This is a genomic window from Pantoea vagans, assembly GCF_001506165.1.
Classification (GTDB): domain Bacteria; phylum Pseudomonadota; class Gammaproteobacteria; order Enterobacterales; family Enterobacteriaceae; genus Pantoea; species Pantoea vagans_C.
In genome coordinates, this window is record NZ_CP011427.1 from 837,039 (window position 1) to 857,721 (window position 20,683).

19 protein-coding genes are annotated in these 20,683 nt (G+C 55.3%); 9 read left to right on the forward strand and 10 right to left on the reverse strand.

The features are described 5' to 3' along the window. Positions 1 to 185: 185 nt before the first annotated feature. From nrdF to LK04_RS03830, 5 genes are all read right to left on the reverse strand, one after another. Positions 186 to 1,145, reverse strand: a complete 960-nt coding sequence (gene nrdF, locus LK04_RS03810) for a class 1b ribonucleoside-diphosphate reductase subunit beta (protein WP_039333577.1) — start codon at positions 1,143 to 1,145, stop codon at positions 186 to 188. 8 nt (positions 1,146 to 1,153) lie between these two features. Next, the gene (gene nrdE, locus LK04_RS03815; protein ID WP_039333546.1) at positions 1,154 to 3,235 is read right to left on the reverse strand and encodes a class 1b ribonucleoside-diphosphate reductase subunit alpha; all 2,082 of its coding nucleotides are present in this window, start codon (positions 3,233 to 3,235) and stop codon (positions 1,154 to 1,156) included. Positions 3,236 to 3,270: 35 nt separating this feature from the next. Further along, positions 3,271 to 3,675, reverse strand: coding sequence for a class Ib ribonucleoside-diphosphate reductase assembly flavoprotein NrdI (gene nrdI, locus LK04_RS03820; protein ID WP_039333544.1), 405 nt, complete (start codon positions 3,673 to 3,675; stop codon positions 3,271 to 3,273). 4 nt (positions 3,676 to 3,679) lie between these two features. Continuing rightward, positions 3,680 to 3,922, reverse strand: a complete 243-nt coding sequence (locus tag LK04_RS03825; protein ID WP_038645282.1) for a redoxin NrdH — start codon at positions 3,920 to 3,922, stop codon at positions 3,680 to 3,682. Positions 3,923 to 4,256: 334 nt separating this feature from the next. Next, positions 4,257 to 4,574, reverse strand: coding sequence for a DUF883 family protein (locus tag LK04_RS03830; protein ID WP_039333539.1), 318 nt, complete (start codon positions 4,572 to 4,574; stop codon positions 4,257 to 4,259). 151 nt (positions 4,575 to 4,725) lie between these two features. Here LK04_RS03830 and LK04_RS03835 point away from each other — a divergent pair, with 151 nt between their 5' ends. From LK04_RS03835 to LK04_RS03865, 7 genes are all read left to right on the forward strand, one after another. Continuing rightward, on the forward strand, positions 4,726 to 5,064 hold the full coding sequence (locus tag LK04_RS03835; RefSeq protein ID WP_034825485.1) for a DUF2002 family protein: 339 nt from the start codon (positions 4,726 to 4,728) through the stop codon (positions 5,062 to 5,064). A 135-nt stretch (positions 5,065 to 5,199) separates the two neighbouring features. Continuing rightward, positions 5,200 to 6,609, forward strand: coding sequence for an S-methylmethionine permease (gene mmuP, locus LK04_RS03840; protein WP_039333536.1), 1,410 nt, complete (start codon positions 5,200 to 5,202; stop codon positions 6,607 to 6,609). Next, the gene (gene mmuM, locus LK04_RS03845) at positions 6,599 to 7,534 is read left to right on the forward strand and encodes a homocysteine S-methyltransferase (protein ID WP_039333535.1); all 936 of its coding nucleotides are present in this window, start codon (positions 6,599 to 6,601) and stop codon (positions 7,532 to 7,534) included. Before mmuP ends, mmuM begins: the two co-directional genes overlap by 11 nt. A 96-nt stretch (positions 7,535 to 7,630) precedes the next feature. Beyond that, the gene (locus tag LK04_RS03850) at positions 7,631 to 8,053 is read left to right on the forward strand and encodes a hypothetical protein (protein ID WP_038645291.1); all 423 of its coding nucleotides are present in this window, start codon (positions 7,631 to 7,633) and stop codon (positions 8,051 to 8,053) included. A gap of 300 nt (positions 8,054 to 8,353) precedes the next feature. After that, positions 8,354 to 9,313, forward strand: coding sequence for an ABC transporter substrate-binding protein (locus LK04_RS03855; protein WP_052206118.1), 960 nt, complete (start codon positions 8,354 to 8,356; stop codon positions 9,311 to 9,313). Positions 9,314 to 9,333: 20 nt separating this feature from the next. Continuing rightward, the gene (locus LK04_RS03860; RefSeq protein ID WP_052206120.1) at positions 9,334 to 10,179 is read left to right on the forward strand and encodes an ABC transporter permease; all 846 of its coding nucleotides are present in this window, start codon (positions 9,334 to 9,336) and stop codon (positions 10,177 to 10,179) included. Beyond that, on the forward strand, positions 10,179 to 10,964 hold the full coding sequence (locus LK04_RS03865) for an ABC transporter ATP-binding protein (protein WP_039333530.1): 786 nt from the start codon (positions 10,179 to 10,181) through the stop codon (positions 10,962 to 10,964). The genes LK04_RS03860 and LK04_RS03865 overlap by 1 nt, the downstream gene beginning before the upstream one ends. 95 nt (positions 10,965 to 11,059) lie before the next feature. Here LK04_RS03865 and LK04_RS03870 read toward each other — a convergent pair whose 3' ends face one another. The 5 genes from LK04_RS03870 to LK04_RS03890 are packed head-to-tail and all read right to left on the reverse strand — an operon-like array spanning position 11,060 to position 16,015. Beyond that, positions 11,060 to 11,725: an ABC transporter ATP-binding protein gene (locus LK04_RS03870; protein WP_039333525.1), complete on the reverse strand. Its 666-nt coding sequence runs from the start codon at positions 11,723 to 11,725 to the stop codon at positions 11,060 to 11,062. After that, a complete protein-coding gene (locus LK04_RS03875; RefSeq protein WP_039333523.1) occupies positions 11,718 to 12,551 on the reverse strand; it encodes an ABC transporter ATP-binding protein in 834 nt (277 codons plus the stop codon). Before LK04_RS03875 ends, LK04_RS03870 begins: the two co-directional genes overlap by 8 nt. Then, entirely contained in the window at positions 12,541 to 13,398 is an 858-nt protein-coding gene (locus LK04_RS03880; RefSeq protein WP_039333521.1) for an ABC transporter permease, read from the reverse strand. The genes LK04_RS03875 and LK04_RS03880 overlap by 11 nt, the downstream gene beginning before the upstream one ends. Beyond that, positions 13,395 to 14,447 (reverse strand): ABC transporter permease, encoded by a 1,053-nt coding sequence (locus tag LK04_RS03885; RefSeq protein WP_039333518.1) that lies wholly within the window; start codon positions 14,445 to 14,447, stop codon positions 13,395 to 13,397. Before LK04_RS03885 ends, LK04_RS03880 begins: the two co-directional genes overlap by 4 nt. After that, positions 14,447 to 16,015: an ABC transporter substrate-binding protein gene (locus LK04_RS03890; protein ID WP_039333516.1), complete on the reverse strand. Its 1,569-nt coding sequence runs from the start codon at positions 16,013 to 16,015 to the stop codon at positions 14,447 to 14,449. The genes LK04_RS03885 and LK04_RS03890 overlap by 1 nt, the downstream gene beginning before the upstream one ends. A 1,087-nt stretch (positions 16,016 to 17,102) precedes the next feature. Here LK04_RS03890 and mgtA point away from each other — a divergent pair. Both mgtA and LK04_RS03900 read left to right on the forward strand, forming a co-directional pair. Then, positions 17,103 to 19,829, forward strand: coding sequence for a magnesium-translocating P-type ATPase (gene mgtA / locus LK04_RS03895; RefSeq protein ID WP_039329958.1), 2,727 nt, complete (start codon positions 17,103 to 17,105; stop codon positions 19,827 to 19,829). 159 nt (positions 19,830 to 19,988) lie between these two features. Next, positions 19,989 to 20,666, forward strand: a complete 678-nt coding sequence (locus LK04_RS03900) for an SDR family oxidoreductase (RefSeq protein ID WP_039329954.1) — start codon at positions 19,989 to 19,991, stop codon at positions 20,664 to 20,666. Positions 20,667 to 20,683 lie beyond the last annotated feature (17 nt).

The following is a 20,683-nucleotide window of genomic DNA, read 5'->3' on the forward strand; positions in this document are numbered from 1 at the left end:
GGCGATATAATGGACAAATAGATGGCGCTAAAGTGACAAAATAATGAAGGCAAAAAAAAGGAAATAGCGTGCGAATATTGGATTTTTTTGGCGGATATATCGTGGGCTCTGTGGAGGGGCGGCCTGAAGGCCGCCCCTGAGTTAAATAACGCGACGGGAAAAGCGCCCGAAAGCAGAAATGTGACTTAAAAATTCCAGTCCTCATCTTCGGTTTCGACCGCTTTCCCCATCACATAGGAAGAGCCTGACCCGGAGAAGAAATCGTGGTTCTCATCAGCATTCGGTGACAAGGCTGAGAGAATGGCCGGATTTACCGTGGTGAGTTCCGCCGGGAACAGCGCCTCATAACCCAAATTCATCAATGCCTTGTTGGCATTGTAGTGCAGGAAGGTTTTCACCTCCTCCGTCCAGCCGACATCATCGTACAGCGCTTCGGTATACACCACTTCGTTCTCATACAGCGCCAGCAGCAAATCGATGGCGAACTGCTGTAACTCTTCACGGCGCGCATCATCCACTTTTTCCAGCGCTTTCTGATACTTGTAGCCAATGTAGTAACCGTGTACCGCTTCGTCACGGATGATCAGGCGAATCAGGTCTGCGGTGTTGGTTAATTTACCGCGGCTCGACCAGTACATCGGCAGCCAGAAACCCGAGTAAAACAGGAAGGATTCCAGAAATACGCTGGCGATTTTCTTCTTCAGCGGATCTTCGGCGCGATAGTGCTCCAGCACAATCTTTGCCTTGTTCTGTAACGCTTCGTTCTCTTCACTCCAGCGATAGGCGGCATCGACATCAGCCGTATTACACAGCGTAGAGAAAATCGAACTATACGAACGCGCATGTACCGCTTCCATAAAGCTGATATTCGACAGCACCGCCTCTTCATGAGGCGTGATGGCGTCTTCCATCAGACCCGGCGCACCGATCACGTTCTGGATGGTGTCGAGCAGCGTCAAACCGGTAAACACGCGGATGGTGAGCTGCTGCTGCTGCGCATCCAGTGACTGCCACGCGGGCAGATCGTTGGAGAGCGGCACTTTTTCCGGCAGCCAGAAGTTGCTGGTCAATCGGTTCCATACTTCGAGATCTTTATCGTCCTGGATACGGTTCCAGTTAATTGCTTGAATTTGTTTAAGTTGCATAGTTTTCATCACAGTGAGCAGGAGACGCAGCCTTGAACTTCAGTCCCCTGCAGCGCCATTTGACGCAGACGAATGTAATAGAGGGTTTTGATGCCTTTTTTCCACGCATAAATCTGCGCTTTGTTGATATCACGCGTGGTGACGTCATCGCGGAAGAACAGCGTCAGCGACAAGCCTTGATCGACGTGCTGCGTGGCTTCGGCGTAGGTATCAATAATCGCTTCTGGGCCAATCTGGTAAGCATCCTGATACAGCTCCAGATTGTCGTTAGTCATAAACGGCGCCGGATAGTAAACGCGACCGGTTTTGCCCTCTTTACGGATCTCAATACGCGACACAATCGGGTGAATGCTGGATGTCGCATGGTTGATGTAGGAGATCGAACCGGTCGGCGGGATCGCCTGCAGGTTTTGGTTATACAGACCATGCTGCATCACCGACTCACGCAGCGCCTGCCAGTCCGCCTGAGTGGGTAACGCAATCCCGGCATCAGCAAAGATTTTGGCTACGCGCGCGGTGCGCGGCTGCCATACACGTTCAACGTACTTATCAAAGTAGTGGCCATTGGCATACTGCGACTGGGCAAAGCCGTCAAAGCTCTGTTTACGTTCCTGCGCCAGCAGATTAGAGGTCCGCACAGCGTGATAGGTCACGCAATAGAAGTAGAGGTTGGTAAAGTCCAGCGCCTCTTCACCGCCATACGCCATGCCTTCACGTGCCAGATAGCCGTGCAGGTTCATCTGACCCAAGCCCACCGCGTGTGAACGGCGGTTGCCCTCTGCGACCGATGGCACCGAGTTGATTTCACTCATCTCCGATACCGCCGTCAGTGCGCGTACCGCGGTTTCCACCGTTTGTGCCAGATTGCGTGAGTCCATCGCGTGGGCAATGTTCAGCGAGCCGAGATTGCAGGAGATATCCTTGCCGATGCGGCGATAGCTGAGATCGTCATGGAACTCGCTGGCGCTGTTGACCTGCAAAATCTCCGAGCACAGGTTGCTCATGTTGATGCGACCGGCAATCGGGTTGCTGCGGTTCACGCTATCTTCATACATGATGTACGGATAGCCAGACTCAAACTGAATCTCTGCCAGTGTCTGGAAGAAGTCGCGCGGCTTGATAAAGGTCTTGGTGATGCGATCGTCCGCCAGCATTTCGTCATAAAGCTCGCTGATGCTGATGTCGCCGAATGCTTTACCGTAGATGCGTTCAACATCGTACGGAGAGAACAGCGCCATATCGCGGTTCTCTTTCGCCAGTTGGAAGGTGATATCCGGGATCACCACGCCGAGCGACAGCGTTTTAATACGGATCTTCTCGTCGGCGTTTTCACGTTTGGTATCGAGGAAGCGCAGAATATCGGGATGATGCGCATTCAACCACACGGCCCCCGCACCCTGACGGGCACCGAGCTGGTTGGCATAAGAGAAGGCATCTTCCAGCATCTTCATCACCGGGATCACGCCGGAAGATTGGTTCTCAATACGCTTAATCGGTGCACCGGATTCACGCAGGTTAGACAGCAGGAACGCTACGCCACCGCCGCGTTTAGACAGCTGTAGCGCCGAGTTCACCGCGCGACCGATCGACTCCATGTTGTCTTCAATACGCAGCAGGAAGCACGAGACTAACTCGCCACGCTGCTGTTTGCCGCAGTTGAGGAAGGTTGGGGTGGCTGGCTGGAAGCGGCCGCTCAGCATTTCTGCCAACAATTCACGCGCCAGGCTCTCATTGCCTCGCGCCAGCGTCAGCGCCACCATGCAGGCGCGCTGCTCGAAGGTTTCCAGATAGCGTTTGCCGTCGAAGGTTTTCAGTGTGTAACTGGTGTAAAACTTCCAGGCACCGAGGAAGGTGTGAAAGTTAAAACCCCAGGCATCGGCTTCATCATGTAGTTGGCACAGAAAGGAAAATTCGTACTGATTCAGCACCTCGGCTTCGTAGTAGCCTTCGGCGACCAGATAGCGCAGACGCTCGCCCGCAGAAGCGAAGGAGACGGTATTCGGCTCGACGTGCTGTAAAAAGAACTGACGCGTGGCCTCGTGATCTTTCTCGAACTGAATGCGGCCATCGGCGTCATACAGGTTCAGCATGGCGTTGAGCGCATGGTAGTCCAACTGCGTGCTGTTTAGGGTGTCTGTCGTTGCCAAAATTGGGTTACTCCCGCTTTTACATTAGCGATATCGTCGGGGGTTCCCATCAGCTCAAAGCGGTAGAGATAAGGAACCTGACATTTCTGCGCAATGATGTCGCCCGCCAGGCAGTAGCCTTCACCGAAATTGCGGTTTCCGGCAGCGATCACCCCGCGGATACCGCGTCGGTTAGCGTCATCATTAAGGAATTGGATCACTTGTCTGGGCACCGCCCCCCGCGCACTGCCGCCGCCGTAGCTCGGCACCACTAAGATATAGGGTTGGTCGATATGCAGGCGCTGCTTGCCATCAATCGGAATGCGGCAAGCAGGAAAGCCCAGACGAGTGATGAATCGGTGCGTGTTTTCCGACTGGCTAGAGAAGTAGACCAGTGGGAACATCGCTTTATCCCCCGACAGCAGCGAGCTGGCGCAGGCTGGCGATTTTGTCAGGGCGGAAGCCGCTCCAGTGGTCGTCGTGTGTCATCACCACTGGCACCTGGCGGTAGCCAAGGGATTTGAGGTTGTCGATGGCTTCCGGTTGGGTATCGAGGTTGATCAGTTGATAGTCGATACCTTTACGGTCCATGGCATTTTTTGTCGCGTTGCACTGGACACAGTTGTTCTTAGTGTAAATAATAATGCGCATGATTCGTATTTCCCTTTGATTGCGGTCAGTTTGCGAGATACGAAGCAAAATCCTGTTTGCTGCGAACTTCGTCCTTGACGACATCTGGTTGCGAGTTGATGGGTTGAATACTAGATGTAGTGTTCGTGGCGGTCAAGCCCACCAGATATAGGGATTTTGTATTTTAATCTTCAGATAATCGCTAACGTCAGAGATCATGCGCCTTCCAGGCCCGAAAATTTTTTTGTAAAGGCGAAGAGGGGACGTTTTAGGTCAAATTTTATGCGGTTAAAGTGCCGTGCGGGCACAAAAAAGCCCCGCATCTGCGAGGCTCTCTTTAAACACTAAGCCGTATTTAGCGACGTGACATCAGCAGCGCACCGAGCACCAAACCAACCGCTGCACCGACGCCCACGCCATGCCATGGTTTATCATGCACATAGGCATCAACCTGATAGCTGGCGTCTTTCGCTGCTTGCGTCACACGCCCCTGGCTACCGTTGAGTTTTGCGCGGGTCTGTTTCAGCAGCGACTGTGCCTTACTGCGCGCACTGTCCACTTCATCTTTGGCTTCGCTGCCGTAAGATTTAAGTAATGCCTCGAGCGAATCGGCCAGCTCGTTTACATCCTGATTGATATCAATGTCATCGTTTTTGCTTACGCGATTGAACATTTTTTTCGCTCCCTTTGATTTAACAAGTAATACTCAGTGTAGACGAAACGTGATTAAACGCAGGCGTTTGCCAGGCTTTAGGGAAATTCCGAATGTCCTGAGTGGTCGCGCTGTTGTAAGGTTGCGGGGCTGTGAGAAGAGAGGAGCAAGCATGTATTTACGTCCGGATGAGGTAGCGCGCGTACTGGAAAAAGCAGGGTTCGAAATGGATACCCTGACGCCAAAGATCTACGGTTATCGTCGTGGTGAAAATTATGTCTACGTCAATCGCGAAGCGCGCATGGGACGAACGGCACTGATCATTCACCCCACGCTGAAAGAAAAAAGTCAGCACTTCGCTGAGCCCGCCTCAGAAATGAAGACCTGCGATCACTACACGCAGTTTCCGCTGTATCTGATGGGTGAATCGCAAGAGCATTACGGTATCCCACACGGTTTTAGCTCGCGCATTGCGCTTGAGCGCTATCTGCAAGGCGTATTTGGCGCCTGATACTGCGCCCCGCTCGCACGGGGCCGCACCGCTATTTTGATAAATCCCCACCTTTTGCCACGTTGCAAATTGCCACGCTGGCGCGTATAACCCTGTGTCCATATAGATGTTCAGACGTCCATACGGATAAAAATAATGCAAACGCAGGAAACGCCTTCACAGGACAACTTCAAGCGCACCATGAAAGTGCGGCATCTGGTGATGCTGTCGCTGGGCGGTGTCATCGGTACCGGACTGTTCTTCAACACCGGCTATATCATTTCGACCACCGGGGCGGCCGGTACGCTGTTGGCCTACCTGATTGGTGCGCTGGTGGTGTGGTTGGTGATGGTGTGCCTTGGAGAACTGGCGGTGGCGATGCCGGAAACCGGTGCTTTCCACGTCTATGCGGCACGCTATCTCAGCCCGGCGACCGGTTACACGGTGGCGTGGCTCTACTGGCTGACGTGGACCGTGGCGCTCGGTTCCAGCCTGACAGCGGCGGGATTCTGTATGCAGTACTGGTTCCCGACCACGCCTGTATGGCTGTGGTGTCTGGTGTTTTGTATTGCCATCTATCTGCTCAATATCGTCTCGACACGCTTCTTTGCGGAAGGGGAGTTCTGGTTCTCGATCATTAAAGTGATCACCATCATCGCCTTTATCATTCTCGGCGCGGGTGCCATGTTCGGCTTTATTCCGATGAAGGATGGCAGCGCGGCACCGGGTCTGCATAACCTGACGGCATCCGGTTGGCTGCCGCACGGCACCTTGCCGATTCTGATGACCATGGTGGCAGTGAACTTCGCTTTTTCTGGCACCGAGTTGATTGGCATCGCCGCCGGAGAGACGGAACAGCCGCAGAAAGCGTTGCCGCTGGCGATTCGCACCACGGTCGCTCGTCTCATCATTTTCTTCATTGGTACGGTATTCGTGCTTGCGGCACTGATTCCGATGGATCAGGCCGGCATCGTCAAAAGCCCGTTTGTGCTGGTGTTTGAAAAAATCGGTATTCCCTATGCAGCGGATATCTTCAACTTCGTGATCCTCACCGCTATCCTCTCAGCGGCGAACTCCGGCCTTTACGCCTCGGGCCGCATGCTATGGTCACTGGCGAATGAGAACACGCTGCCGCGCTGTTTTGCGCAGGTTAATCGTCGCGGTATTCCGGTGCTGGCGATCACCGTCAGTATGATTGGTGGCTTGCTGGCGCTGTTCTCCAGCGTGATCGCCCCCGATACCGTGTTCGTGGCACTCTCTGCGATCTCCGGCTTTGCCGTGGTGGCGGTGTGGCTCAGCATCTGTGCCTCGCATTATGTATTCCGCCGTCGCCATCTGGCCGAAGGCGGTTCACTGCAGCAACTGGCCTATCGCGCGCCGTTGTATCCGCTGACACCGATTCTCGGCTTCCTGCTTTGTCTGCTGGCATGTGTAGGGTTGGCCTTCGATCCGTCACAGCGAATTGCGCTGTGGTGCGGCATTCCGTTTGTACTGTTCTGTTATGCCGCATACCATGTGACGCATCGACGTAACCTGAAGGCCGAGGGGGCCAATAATGTCGCGTAATCCTGTGGCAGAAGCGTTAACTCAACATGACACGCTGATTTTAGACGGCGCACTGGCAACCGAACTGGAAGCGCGTGGCTGCAATCTGGCTGATGCGTTATGGTCTGCCAAAGTGCTGGTGGAAAACCCTGAGCTGATTTATCAGGTGCATCATGACTACTTTGCTGCAGGTGCCAACGTGGCGATCACTGCCAGCTATCAGGCCACCCCGCAAGGATTTGCGGCGCGTGGCCTGGATGAAGCCCAGTCTCTGGATCTCATTACTCAAAGCGTCAAGCTGGCACAGCGTGCGCGTGATGATTACCGGGCTACATCAGGCAGTGAAGCCGCGTTGCTGGTGGCCGGTTCGGTAGGACCTTACGGTGCCTACCTCGCAAATGGTGCCGAGTACCGTGGCGATTACGCGCTGCCAGAAGCGGAGATGAAAGCCTTCCACCGTCCACGGGTCAAAGCCTTACTGGATGCGGGTGTGGATCTGCTGGCCTGTGAAACCTTACCGTCGTTTGCAGAAGCGCAAGCGCTGGTGAGTTTGCTGGCAGAGTTCCCCGACAGCAGCGCCTGGTTCTCGTTTACGCTGCGCGATGCGCAACATATCAGTGATGGCACGCCGCTGAGCCAGGTGGCCGAGCTGGTCAATGCTGCGCCACAAGTGGTGGCGATTGGCATCAACTGCGTGGCACTGGAGAGCGTGACGCCGGCACTGCAAACTTTGCAGGCGCTGTGTGGCAAGCCGTTGCTGGTCTATCCCAACTCTGGCGAGCAGTACGATGCCAGCAGCAAAACCTGGCATTCGGCACCGTCGGGTTGCACGCTAGAGGATAAATTCCCCGAGTGGCAACAGGCGGGCGCACGCTTGATTGGCGGCTGCTGCCGTACCACACCGCAGGATATCGCGGCGATTGCCGCCTGTTGTCAACCGCAATAAAGACCAGAAAAGCAGCATTGATAGCGCGATTGAGGCGAGTGAAAAGCGGAATAGGGCAGTTTAGACTGTCCTATCTGATGCTAAAGCGGACCTGCTATGAACCTGCGACACCTTCTTCCTGCCACTGCGCTGCTGCTGAGCGGCTGTGCCACTATTGTGGGCACGGAAACGCAGCCGGTAAAAATTGACTCTGTGCCGCAGGGCGCGCGCTTCACCGTGCAGGATGAGACGGGACGCGCCGTGGCACAGGGCTATACGCCACAAACCGTCGAGCTGGCAAAATCCACCGGCAACTACTTCGGTAAGAAACACTATCAGGTGATGCTGGAGAGCCCAGGCTATGTGCCGGTGACGCTGCCGATCGAGGCCAGTGCCAACCTGTGGTATCTGCTGGGTAATATTCCTCTGCTGGGCTTCCCCGGCTGGTTGCTGGTCGATCCGTTCTATGGCGGCATGTACGACCTGAAACCTGAACATCCGCAGCCACGTTTGAACGTGGTGGGTGCGCGCGGCGGTTAAATCCTCATCGGACCGTAGCGGCGTGATTTATCACGCTTGTTTGGGCTTCATACATTGCTGACCGATGCGCAATAAATTGCGCCGCAACGATGAAACGCTGACCGGTGCGCGCCGCTATGACTAAACGGTGGCGCACCAGCATGACCAAACTTCCCGCTATTGATGCACCGCTCCGGTGCATCAACCCACGACACCACCGCACCACCTCTGGCTTTACTGTTCTGGCACAGGCATTGCTTGGCTTGTATAGATAAGACTATACAACCGTTGTTTTTCATCACCTTTTATCAGGAGTGGAAGATGGGCAAGCCAGTGCAACATGTTGTTCGTGTGTTAACCGCAGCGGTACTTTGCGCCAGTGCTTTGGGTGCGCAAGCCGCTGACACCAAAATCGCTATCGGTATCTCCGGCTGGACCGGTTTTGCCCCGCTAACGCTGGCGGATAAGGCCGGGATCTTCAAAAAGCATGGTCTTGATGTCGATGTGAAAATGATCCCGCAAAGCAGCCGACATCTGGCAGTGGCCTCCGGCACCATCCAGTGTGCTGCAACCACTGTGGAAACTTACATCTCCTGGAACGCGGCAGGCGTGCCGATCAAGCAGATCGTCCAGCTGGACAAATCCTACGGCGCGGATGGCCTCGCCACGCGCAGTGACATCACCAGCATCAAAGATCTGAAAGGCAAAACCATCGCGGTGGATGCACCGGGTACCTCGCCTTACTTCTTGCTGGCGTGGATGCTGGATAAAAACGGCATGACGATGAAAGACGTGCGTCTGGCCACCATGGCGCCACAGGCGGCTGCGCAATCCTTCGCGGCGGGTCAGAACGACGCGGCGGTCACCTATGAACCCTATTTATCGGTGATCCGCAATCAACCCAAGGCGGGGAAAATCCTCGCCACCACGCTGGATTATCCGATGGTGATGGACACGCTGGGTTGTACGCCGACCTTCCTGAAAGCGCACCCGGACGCCGCCAAAGCGCTGGTGGCCAGCTATTTCGATGCGCTGGAAATGATCAAACAGCAGCCTGACAAGTCCAACGAAATCATGGGGGCTGCGGTGAAATCCACCGGCAAAGAGTTTGCCGAATCAGCCAGTTTCTTGCGCTGGCAGGGGCCAGAGGAGAACAAAAAGTTCTTTAACGGTGAGATTGAAACCTTTAGCGATGAAGCGGGCAAACTGCTGCTGCGCGCGGGTGTGATCAAGAAAATGCCAGACGTGAAAAGCTTGTACGACGCCAGCTTCGTGCAGTAAGCAGGAGAAAGGAGATGGAGATGAGCAAAAGCCAACCGGTAAGCCCGCCTGCGTCACTGCCCGATGCGCCCACGCGCTGGCATAACCCGTTAATGGTGCCGCTGAAAGCCATTTCGCTGCGCTTGCGTATCGCGCTCGGCGTGGCGTTCTTTGTGCTGTTCATCGCGGTGTGGACGCTGGTGACGCTGGGCGGCATGGTATCGCCCACGTTTCTGGCGGATCCACTTACCATGCTGCAGCAGGGCGTGGTGCTGTTCACCGAGTACAACTTCTCGTTGGATATCGGCATGACGGTGATGCGCGTGCTGGCCGGCTTCTTACTGGCCGCGATAATTGGTGTGCCGCTGGGCATCATGATGGGTGCCTATAAAACCTGGGAAGCGTTTCTCGAACCCTTCGTCTCCTTTTGCCGTTACTTACCGGCTTCGGCATTTGTGCCGTTGCTGATCTTGTGGGCCGGTATTGGTGAAACGCAGAAGATTTTGGTGATCTTTATCGGCTCATTCTTCCAGATCGTTTTAATGGTAGCGGTGACCGTCAGCGGTGCGCGGCGCGATCTGGTTGAAGCCGCCTACACGCTGGGATGCAGCAACCGTTCGATCGTGCGCCGCGTGCTGATACCGGGCGCGGCACCGGGCATTGCCGAACTGCTGCGCTTAGTGCTGGGTTGGGCGTGGACCTATGTGATCGTCGCTGAGTTGATCGGATCGGAGAGTGGTATTGGCCATATGATCGTCGATAGCCAGGCGCTGCTTAACACCGGGCAGATCATTTTCGGCATCATTGTGATTGGCTGCATTGGCCTGATCTCCGACTATCTGTTCAAAGTGCTCAACCGGCGCTTATTTGCATGGAGTACCTTGTGATGAAGCACAGCAAACTTAACGTTCGCGGTGTCGAACGCATTTTTACCGGGCCGAAAGGTGAGCAAACGCAGGCGCTGCAACCGATCCACTATCAGGTGGAGGAGAATGATTTCATCACCATTCTCGGGCCATCGGGCTGCGGCAAATCTACGCTGCTACGCATCATCGCTGGTTTGGATACGCCAACGCGCGGGGAAATCTGGCTGGACGGCAAGAGCGTGGAGGGGCCGGGGGCCGATCGCGGCATGGTGTTCCAGAGCTACACCTTGTTCCCGTGGCTGACGGTGGAAGAGAACATCCGCTTTGGTTTGCAGGAGCGCGGTCTCAGTGCGGCACAGCAGAAAGAGCGCAGCGATTATTACATCCAGCAAGTGGGATTACGTGGTTTTGCCCAGCACTATCCGCGTCAGCTCTCTGGCGGGATGCAACAACGTACCGCGATAGCCCGTGCGCTGGCCAACGATCCCAAAGTGCTGTTGATGGATGAACCCTTTGGCGCGCTGGATAACCAAACGCGCGTGATGATGCAGGAACTGTTGCTGTCCGTGTGGGAGCAGTCGCGCAAAACCGTATTGTTTGTGACGCATGACATTGATGAAGCGATTTTCATGGCGAACAAAGTGGCGATATTCAGCGCGCGCCCTGGCCGCATCAAACAGGAAGTGGCGGTGAATTTTAACGCGCAGCGGGATTACACCATTAAAACGTCACCAGAATTTATGACGCTCAAAGCCGAAGTCACCGAATCGATTCGCAGCGAAACGCTGCAGGCGATGGCGCATTAAACGGGGATAAAATGTGTAGCGGCGCAATGTATTGCGCATTGGTAAGCCATGTCGACATGCGCGATAAATCGCGCCGCTACGATTGGAGGATGGGGTTAAGCCACTATTCGGCCCTGCGCCATATGCGCCGCACGGTCGCACATATGATCGATCACATCGGGATCGTGGCTCACCAGCACCATGGTCAATCCATCATTCTGCTTCAGATCGTTCAACAGGTTGAGGATCTCCGCCTGCACCGACATATCCAGCGCTGAGGTTGGCTCATCGAGCAGTAGGATCTTCGGCTCCAGCAGCAGCGCGCGTACTATCGCCACACGTTGCCGCTGTCCACCAGAGAGCTGATGCGGATAGCGATCCGCCAACGCCGGATCCAAACCCACATGGCGGAAGCCGTCATTAATGCGATCGTCGATATTGTCGCGCTTCAGCATTTTCAGCGGTTCTGCCAGGGTACGGCGCAGGCGATGACGCGGATGCAGCGAGGCATAAGGGTCCTGAAACACCATCTGCACATCACGGCGCAGTGGACCGGTAAAGGCTTTACCCGGTTGCACTGCGGTGCCTGCCAGCTGCATCGTGCCGCTCCAGAAGGGATTCAACCCGGCCATCACCCACAGCAGCGATGACTTGCCACAACCCGAAGGCCCAACCAGACCAAAACATTCACCCGGCGCAACCTGCAGCGAAACATCATGCACCACGGTACGCAGCTCGTAGCCCTGTTTGTGGGACACGCTGAGGTGGCTTAACTCAATCATCACTCTTCTCCAGCGATGCACGATCCAACACCGGCAGACGTTCGCCGTGTGTCGCTTTGCTGGGACGACACGCCCACAGTGTGCGGGTGTAGGGATGGGTGGCATGAGCAAGCTGCGCTGCAGGCAAGGTATCCAGCAGGCGGCCCTTATACATCACCATCACCCGATCGCAGTGTTCGGAAACCTGCTGCAGATCGTGGCTGATCAGCAGCAACCCCATATTGCGCTGCTCGACCAACCGACGGATCAGCGCCAGCACCTGATCGCGCATCGCGTGATCGAGCGCTGAAGTCGGTTCATCGGCAATCAGCAGATCGGGATCGGTGATCAGCGCAATCGCCAGCATCACGCGTTGCCCCATACCGCCAGAGAGTTGATGAGGATAGCGTTTCATCAACTGGCGCGGCTCGGGAAGACCGACCGCCTCCAGCATCTCGCACACTTTGGCTTTGCGTTCGGCTCGGCTCATTTTGCGGTGCAGCACCAGCGGCTCTTCCACCTGCCAGCCGATGGTGCGCGTCGGATTCAGCGCGTATTTCGGGTCCTGCATCACCATCGCCACTTTGCCACCGCGCAGGGTGATCCAGTCACGTTCACTCAGTGACAGCGCATCAGCTCCCGCCACCTGCAAACAATCGGCTTGCAGATGCAGAGCGGGTGACAGCAAACCCATCAGTGAGCGGGCGGTGAGTGATTTGCCGGAACCGGATTCACCGACCAGCGCCACGCGCTCACGGCCAATCTGGAAAGCGATATTATCCACCAGCAGTGCATCCTTGCTGCGGATGGTCAGCCCTTGGACATCAATTAACAGATCATTTGGCATGACGAGTATCCAGTCGGTCGCGCAGGCCATCGCCTGTCAGGTTAAACGCCAGGCTGGCAAACAGAATCGCACCGCCAGGTGCGGCGGCTACCCACCACTGATCGAAAATCACTTTACTGCCTTCCGCGACCATTGAACCCCATTCGGCCGTCGGCGGTTGCACGCCCATGCCGAGGAAGCCCAGACCGGCTGCGGAAAGAATGATGCCACCCAGACTCAGTGCGGCGCGCACCACGGCTGTCGGTAAACACAGCGGTAAAATGTGGCCGAACATCAGGCGCAGACCGGTAATGCCCTGCATGCGTGCGGCAGCCAGATAATCACTGCGGCGTAACGCCAGGGTTTCAGCACGTGCCTGGCGGGCAAATGGCGGCCAGCTGGTTAGCGCCAGCGCCAGCGCGCCGTTCATCAATCCCGGACCGAGCATGGCAACCAGCGCCAGGGCGATAACCAGATTCGGCAGTGACAGGAAGATATCGGTGATGCGCATCAGCACGCGCTCGGTCCAGCCGCCGACATAGCCCGCCGTGATGCCAACCAGCAGGCCAACCGGAATGGTCAGCAGCAGAATCAGCGACACCAGCAGCAGCGTCGGCCGCGCGCCGTAGATCACGCGGGACAATAAATCACGGCCAAAGCCATCGGTACCGAACCAGTGCACGGCAGAAGGGGACTGCAAGCGCTGGGCAATCACCTGCGCGTTAGGATCGAACGGGGCCAGCAGCGGGGCAAACAGCGCCATCGCCACCACAATCAACACCAGCGTCAAGCCAATGGTAAGTGAGGTGACGCGTGCGCGGCGGCGGGGTGGCCGCACGGTTTCCAGTTCAGAGAGTTGTTGAGTCATCGGGTTCTCGGATCGGTTAACCAGGTTAAGGCATCGGCCACGGCGTTAAGCAGAATAAAGCAGCTGCCAATCAGCAGGGTCGAGCCGAGAATCGCGGGTGTATCCGAGGAAAACAGCGCGTTCGTCATGTAGCGTCCAACACCTGGCCAGGCAAATACCGTTTCGGTTAACACTGAGCCTTCCAGCAGTGTGGCGTACGAGAGGGCGATGACGGTGATCAGCGTGCCAAGGACGTTGGGAAAGATATGGCGTAACAGGATGCGAGTGCGGCCTGCGCCTTTTGCGCGCGCCAGAATCACATACTCCTTGCTGCTCTCTTCCAGCAGCGCCGCGCGCAGTAGGCGCGTAATGCCGGCCATCGCCAGCAGACCGAGGATCACCACCGGCAGCCACAGGTGCGCAATCGCATTGCGGAACATTTCAGGATCGCCAGACAGCCAGCTATCGATCAGCACAAAGCCGGTTTTCGGCTCCAGCGTGTAGATCCAGATATCATCCAGCTGTCCCGGTCCAGCAGACCAGTGCAGCACCGCGTAAAACAGCAGCAGACCGAGCAGGCCCAACCAGAACACCGGTACTGAATAGCCGAGCAGTGAAATAAAACGCGCCACGTTATCAATGACGCTACCCGGCTTCCACGCCGCCAGCAGCGCCAGCGTAATGCCAAACACGGCGGCAAAGATCATCGCGCAAGTGGCCAGTTCGATAGTGGCTGGAAAGGTGCGCATCAAATCCGCGCTCACCGGCTGATTGGTGAGATGCGAAAGCCCTAAGTTGCCCTGGGCCAGATGGCTGATATAGCGCCAGAACTGTACCAGTACCGGCTGATCGAGACCGAGATCGTGACGCACCTGCGCATAAGTTGCTTCGCTGGCGTGATCGCCCGCGATTTGCTGTACCGGATCGACCGGCGACAGGTGCGACAACATGAAAGTGAACGCTAACAAACCTACCAGCGTCACCAGCAGTGATAACACACTGGTGAGCAGGCGGCTAAAGCGTTGCCAGAGCGGCCGGGCGAACCCGGCCTGTGAAGCAGACACTGCCATTACTTAGAAACCTGTGAGTAGTACACCATGTCTGGGTTAATCCCCTGCACATAGCCTTTCAGGTTATCGCGCAGTGCAATCAGGTTACGTGCCTGCAAACCGATCACATACGGTGAGTTTTTCAGCACTTCACGCTGCATTGCCTGGTACATTTCCACACGCTTGTTGCTGTCGGCTTCGGCGGTGGCCGCCAGCGTCTGCTTGCTCAATTCTGGAATATGCCAGTCAGAGCGGTAGGCAATGGTTTTACTGCCATCTTCTGGGTTGTAAGCGAAGGAGGCGGCATTGGTGTTCGGATCGAAATAGTCCGCACCCCAGGCATTCAGCGTGGCTTCATACTGGTGCGCTTTCACGCGGGTTGACACTTCAGAACTCAGACCCGGCTGCACTTCCACCTTCACGCCACCTTTGGCAAAGCTGCCCTGCAACGCCTGAGCGATATCCAGGTACGGCGGTTGGTTGCTGGTGGAGAGCTTAAAGCTGACGTTGGTCAGGCCCGCTTTCTTCAGAATGGCTTTGGCTTTTTCCGGATCGTAGCTGTACGGCGTGTCATTCAGCGCGCCGAGGAAACCTTTAGGCAAGAAAGTCTGATGGACTTCGAACTGGCCTTTCAGCAGATCGTTGGCGATGCCTTTATAGTCGAACAGGTAACGGGCCGCTTCCCACAGCGCAGGATTCTTCAGCACCGGGTTCTCACCGACGTTGAACTGGATGTAATAGAGCGATGCCATCGGAATCGCTTCGGTCTTCACACCCGCTTTGTCTTTCAGCGCGGCGATTTGGTCAGCGCCGAGGTTACGTGCGATATCCACATCGCCCTGCTCCAGTAGCAAGCGACGCGCAGCGGGCTCAGGCACGTTCTTGATTAAGATGTTTTTCAGCTTCGGTGCACCAGCCGGTGAAGTCGGGTTGGCGGTGAGCAGTACCACTTCATGCAGCACCACTTTACGGATCTGATACGGGCCGCTGCCAGCAGAATTGGTGCCCAGCCACGCGTGGCCGAAGTCGCCGTTTTTCGCGTTGGCTTGTGCGGTTTTCTCATCAACAATCGATGAAACCGGGGCAGACAGCAGGCTCAGCACATAGGCCGGGCTGACGTTGGCGCTCCAGCTGATCTGCACATGGTTGTCATCGACCTTCTTCAGGAAGGTATCGACATTGTCTTTATTCCAGCCCAGCTGAGTCAGGATAAAGGAAGGGTCGAGGTTCAGTTTCACCACACGGCCCAGCGAGAAGATGACATCTTCCGGACGCAGCGGATTACCGCTGGCGAATTGCGCGCCTTTGCGCAGTTCAAAAGTCAGGCTGCGATTATCACTGCCTGAGGTCCATGAAGTGGCCAACGTGGGTTTCAAATCAGTAGGATTGGTCGGGTCAGACTGGACCAATCGTTGATAGATGTTAGTGAACGCTTGCACTGTGGTCAGTTCAAAGCCCTGTGCGGGGTCGAAGCTATCAGCATCATCAGTCGACTGCGCAATCACCAGCGTATCCTTCGGTGTTGCGGCCTGAGCAGAGAAGGCGGCTACCAGCGATAACGCCAGCAGTGAGGGAATAATTTTTTTCATGTTGTTTCCTTGCCTTAAAAAAGTAACGCGAGTTTACGAGAGCGGCGTAATGAAGAATAGTCAATTTATGGCTATGCATATGCTTTAAGGTTCTAAGTGCGATAGTTCAGTTATATACCCTTCATACTTCAAGTTTCAGGAGCGTTGGCTACGTGCATTCACCTCAGTCACTTACTTCAGTAAGCTCCCGAGGATTCATGCACTTGCCGCCTTCCAGAACCAAGAGTAGGCCCCATGAGGGGACTCGAATTATTTTGGGTATACCCTTCATACATACTTCAAGCTGCAGGAGCGTTGGCTACGTGCATTCACCACAGTCACTTACTTCAGTAAGCTCTCGAGGATTCATGCACTTGCCGCCTTCCTGCACCAAGAGTAGGCCCCATGAGGGGACTCGAATTATTTTGGGTACAAGCTTGTTAAACAGGGGGGGATTGATGCCGCAGGATGAGGTAGGCGCGCGCGTGTTTTTCCCGCTTCTATCAACCAAATCGCAACGAAAATTAAATGAATAACGCAACGGGAATAATTAACTTTACTTCGCTTCCTTCGGGAATATAATAGCGCCAACTTCAAACAGGAGAATTCAGTTGGACAGTCACCCTTTAAGATGGCAATACAAGGCAAGCTGACGCGCGAATTCTTTTGTCGCTGCTTGCCAACACGGCGGGCAGCAATCCTCACCTCTCTCTGATGATTGTTCCCTTTAAAACTGGTTGTAACGGGCTGAAACCCGTGGGGATTTCATCATGCACATGATTTTAAACGCACTTTTCCCTCCGCCTCGATGCGCGCGCTGATCTTCAGCGTGCAGATTTAGCCGTTACTGGCGCATGCCCTGTTACGTCCATAGAAAATTTTGGGCGGTCTGAGGGCTGCATTCAGTAGCGGAATCGACATCGTAATATTCATTTCTCGTTTATTTAAACGAGCGATTTTCTTCGCCCTTATTTCCGGGAGGTAATATGGAAATTCCCGACAGGTTATTTTTAATCATCTAACGCTAAGCCGTTAATTTAATTTATCCCACATTATGCGCTCAACGCGCAGGGACTTTTATTGCCGTAAAAAAAAGAGGAATGTCATTATGACTGACATGAAACTCAACCAGGACAAAAAAACCTGGAACAACAGCGTGCGCCAGCCACGCCAAAAAACACCGCGCTATCTGATTGAAGACGAAGCGGGTTTCACCGCTGATGAAACACTGGTGCGCCTGCGTAGTGATGCATTGGGGTTGAGTGAACGTGAAGCCGAAGCGCGTCTGGAAGTCTACGGCCGTAATCAGGTGGAACATGATAAAGCGCCACCGGCGCTGATTCAGCTGTTTCAGGCGTTTAACAACCCATTTATCTACGTATTAATGGCGCTGGCCGCAGTCAGCTTTTTCACCGATTACTGGATGCCGATGCGCAAAGGCGAGGAGACCGATCTGACCGGTGTCATCATCATTGTGACGATGGTAACGCTCAGCGGTTTGCTGCGCTTCTGGCAAGAATTCCGTACTAACAAAGCCGCACAGGCGTTGAAATCCATGGTGCGCACCACTGCCACCGTGCTGCGCCGTGAATCCGCGCAGCATCCGCCGGTCAAACAGGAAGTGGATATCGCCACGCTGGTGCCGGGTGACATTATCTATCTCTCTGCGGGCGATCTGGTGCCTGCTGATGTTCGTCTGCTGGATTCGCGTGACCTGTTTATCAGCCAGGCGATTTTGACCGGTGAATCCCTGCCGGTTGAGAAATATGACGTCACTGGTCATGTCACCAGCAAAGGAGCCGGGGCGAGTGAGCAGGGCGCTTCACTGCTGGAGCTGGGCAGCGTCTGTCTGATGGGCACCAATGTCTCCAGCGGCAGTGCCAAAGCAGTGGTGGTGGCTACCGGTAGCGAAACTTACTTTGGCAGCCTGGCGAAATCAATCGTCGGTAACCGCACGCAAACGGCATTTGATCGTGGGGTCAATAGCGTGAGCTGGCTGCTGATCCGCTTCATGCTGGTGATGGTGCCGGTGGTGCTGCTGATTAACGGTTTAACCAAAGGCGACTGGCTGGATGCGTCGCTGTTTGCTCTGGCCGTTGCGGTTGGCCTGACACCGGAAATGCTGCCGATGATCGTCAGCTCCAACCTGGCCAAGGGCGCGATCGCTATGTCACGCCGTAAAGTGATTGTGAAACGGCTGAACGCGATTCAAAACCTCGGGGCGATGGACATCCTGTGTACCGATAAAACCGGGACGCTGACGCAGGACAACATCATCCTTGAACATCATCTGGATTGCGCTGGAGTGGAAAACTCCCGCGTGCTGATGCTGAGCTGGCTCAATAGCCACTATCAGAGCGGCACGCCAAACCTGATGGATCGCGCCATTCTGCGTTATGGCAAAGATCGTATCAGTGCCGATATGGGTGACTATTACGCCAAAGTGGATGAGCTGCCGTTTGATTTTGTGCGTCGTCGCGTTTCAGTGGTGGTGCGCGATCGTCGCCTCAACCAACAGATGCTGATTTGCAAAGGTGCAGTGGAAGAGATGCTGAGCATCGCCACCGCCGAGCGTGAAGGGAAGCTGGTGCAGCCGCTCGACGAAAAACGTCGTGCAGAGCTGCTGGCGTTGGCACATCAATACAACGAACAGGGCTTCCGCGTATTGCTGGTCGCCAGCCGTGTGTTGGAGGAGTCAGGCTTGCAGCAGGCGCTGAACGTGGCGGATGAGCAAGGGTTAACCGTGGAAGGGCTGCTGACCTTCCTCGATCCACCGAAAGAGAGCGCCGCCAAAGCGATTACCGCACTGCGCGAAAACGGCGTCAGCGTCAAAGTGTTGACCGGCGATAATCCGGTGGTCACCGCGCGCATCTGCCAGCAGGTGGGGATAGATATCGGAGATATCGTCACTGGCGACCAGATTGCCATGATGAGCGATGAGCAGCTGGCTAACGCCGCCGCGCAGAGTGCAGTGTTTGCCAAACTGACACCGTTGCAGAAATCACGCATTTTACGCGCGCTGCAACAACAAGGGCATACCGTTGGCTTCCTCGGCGACGGCATTAATGATGCACCCGCGCTGCGTGATGCCGATGTGGGCATTTCAGTCGACAGCGCCGCAGACATCGCCAAAGAATCTTCTGACATCATCCTGTTGGAAAAGGATCTGATGGTGCTGGAAGAGGGGGTGATGAAAGGACGCGAGACCTTCGGCAATATCATCAAATATTTGAACATGACCGCCAGCTCTAACTTCGGCAACGTGTTCTCCGTGCTGGTGGCGAGCGCCTTTATTCCGTTCCTGCCGATGCTGGCGATTCATCTGTTGATCCAGAACCTGATGTACGATCTGTCTCAGCTGGCATTGCCTTGGGACAAAATGGATCGCGAGTTCCTGCGCAAACCGCGTAAATGGGACGCGCGTAATATCAAACGCTTTATGCTGTGGATTGGGCCAACATCGTCAATCTTTGATATCACCACTTTTGCCGTAATGTGGTACGTGTTTGCCGCTAACACACCTGAAATGCAGTCTCTGTTCCAGTCAGGTTGGTTTGTGGAAGGGTTGCTGTCACAGACGCTGGTGGTGCATATGCTGCGCACGCAGAAAATACCGTTCATTCAGAGCCGGGCTGCATTGCCGGTGCTGCTCGCCACCGCGTGCGTGATGATTGCCGGTATTCTGCTGCCATTCTCTCCGCTGGGCAGCATGGTGGGACTGGTGCCGCTGCCATGGTCATATTTCCCATGGCTGGTGGCGACATTACTCGGTTACTGCGTAGTCGCACAGGGTATGAAAACGCTGTACATCAAACGCTTCGGCCAGTGGTTCTAAACCCATGGAGGCACTATGCGGAAACGGAATCTCGATAAGGTGGTGTGCCACCTGCTGATAATGATGGTGGTGATCATTGTGCTAACGTTGGTGTTACGTTAGTGAAACCAAGGGCAGGTTATCCTGCCCTTTTTGCCTTTTAACTGCGGGAAGGGAAAAATGAGCCAAGCAAAACGCGCGTTGATTATTGGTGCTTCAAAGGGGATTGGGTTGGCGGTGGTACAACAACTGCTCGCCGATGGCTGGGAGGTAACCGCCACTTATCGCAGCACCGCCGTGTCTTATCAGCATGAGAAGCTACGCTGGATGCCACTGGATATCACCATCGCCACTCAGCGTGAGCACTTACTTCAGCAACTTAAAGGCCAGCACTTTGATCGTGCTCTGATCAATGCTGGCATTCTCGGTCCGGACTCGATGGAGCTGATCGCCACCAGTGATGACGAGTTAATGCAGCTGTTTATGACCAACTCGGTGGCCCCCATCCGCATGGCTGAAGGTCTGTTGCCACTACTGCAGGAAAAGCAGGGCGTGCTCGGCATCACCACATCACGCCTCGGTAGCCTGACCGAAAATCCCGAGGCGCTTCGCCCTTATTACTCGGCCAGTAAGGTTGCGCTCAACATGCTGAGCCGCGCCTTGGTTCAGCAGATGGCCTCGCGTGGCACCACCTTGCTGTCACTGCATCCGGGCTGGGTGAAAACCGATATGGGTGGCGACGATGCGGATATCACCGCCGTTGAAAGTGCGAAGGGGTTAGTGGCACAGATGGATGGTTTTGCCGGGCAGGGCGGACATCACTATGTCGATTACAGCGGCAGAGTATTGGCCTGGTGATAATGACGGCCTGCTGG

Excerpts from the sequence above, each read along its gene's own strand:
- LK04_RS03865 (WP_039333530.1), top strand. The coding sequence starts at position 10,179 with ATGAAGCACAGCAAACTTAACGTTCGCGGTGTCGAACGCATTTTTACC.
- LK04_RS03830 (WP_039333539.1), bottom strand. The coding sequence starts at position 4,574 with ATGTTCAATCGCGTAAGCAAAAACGATGACATTGATATCAATCAGGAT.
- nrdI (WP_039333544.1), bottom strand. The coding sequence starts at position 3,675 with ATGTTCCCACTGGTCTACTTCTCTAGCCAGTCGGAAAACACGCACCGA.
- mgtA (WP_039329958.1), top strand. The coding sequence starts at position 17,103 with ATGACTGACATGAAACTCAACCAGGACAAAAAAACCTGGAACAACAGC.
- LK04_RS03870 (WP_039333525.1), bottom strand. The coding sequence starts at position 11,725 with ATGATTGAGTTAAGCCACCTCAGCGTGTCCCACAAACAGGGCTACGAG.
- LK04_RS03835 (WP_034825485.1), top strand. The coding sequence starts at position 4,726 with ATGTATTTACGTCCGGATGAGGTAGCGCGCGTACTGGAAAAAGCAGGG.
- mmuP (WP_039333536.1), top strand. The coding sequence starts at position 5,200 with ATGCAAACGCAGGAAACGCCTTCACAGGACAACTTCAAGCGCACCATG.
- nrdF (WP_039333577.1), bottom strand. The coding sequence starts at position 1,145 with ATGCAACTTAAACAAATTCAAGCAATTAACTGGAACCGTATCCAGGAC.
- LK04_RS03825 (WP_038645282.1), bottom strand. The coding sequence starts at position 3,922 with ATGCGCATTATTATTTACACTAAGAACAACTGTGTCCAGTGCAACGCG.
- LK04_RS03855 (WP_052206118.1), top strand. The coding sequence starts at position 8,354 with ATGGGCAAGCCAGTGCAACATGTTGTTCGTGTGTTAACCGCAGCGGTA.
- mmuM (WP_039333535.1), top strand. The coding sequence starts at position 6,599 with ATGTCGCGTAATCCTGTGGCAGAAGCGTTAACTCAACATGACACGCTG.
- LK04_RS03890 (WP_039333516.1), bottom strand. The coding sequence starts at position 16,015 with ATGAAAAAAATTATTCCCTCACTGCTGGCGTTATCGCTGGTAGCCGCC.
- LK04_RS03850 (WP_038645291.1), top strand. The coding sequence starts at position 7,631 with ATGAACCTGCGACACCTTCTTCCTGCCACTGCGCTGCTGCTGAGCGGC.
- LK04_RS03880 (WP_039333521.1), bottom strand. The coding sequence starts at position 13,398 with ATGACTCAACAACTCTCTGAACTGGAAACCGTGCGGCCACCCCGCCGC.
- LK04_RS03885 (WP_039333518.1), bottom strand. The coding sequence starts at position 14,447 with ATGGCAGTGTCTGCTTCACAGGCCGGGTTCGCCCGGCCGCTCTGGCAA.
- LK04_RS03860 (WP_052206120.1), top strand. The coding sequence starts at position 9,334 with ATGAGCAAAAGCCAACCGGTAAGCCCGCCTGCGTCACTGCCCGATGCG.
- LK04_RS03900 (WP_039329954.1), top strand. The coding sequence starts at position 19,989 with ATGAGCCAAGCAAAACGCGCGTTGATTATTGGTGCTTCAAAGGGGATT.
- LK04_RS03875 (WP_039333523.1), bottom strand. The coding sequence starts at position 12,551 with ATGCCAAATGATCTGTTAATTGATGTCCAAGGGCTGACCATCCGCAGC.
- nrdE (WP_039333546.1), bottom strand. The coding sequence starts at position 3,235 with ATGCTGAACCTGTATGACGCCGATGGCCGCATTCAGTTCGAGAAAGAT.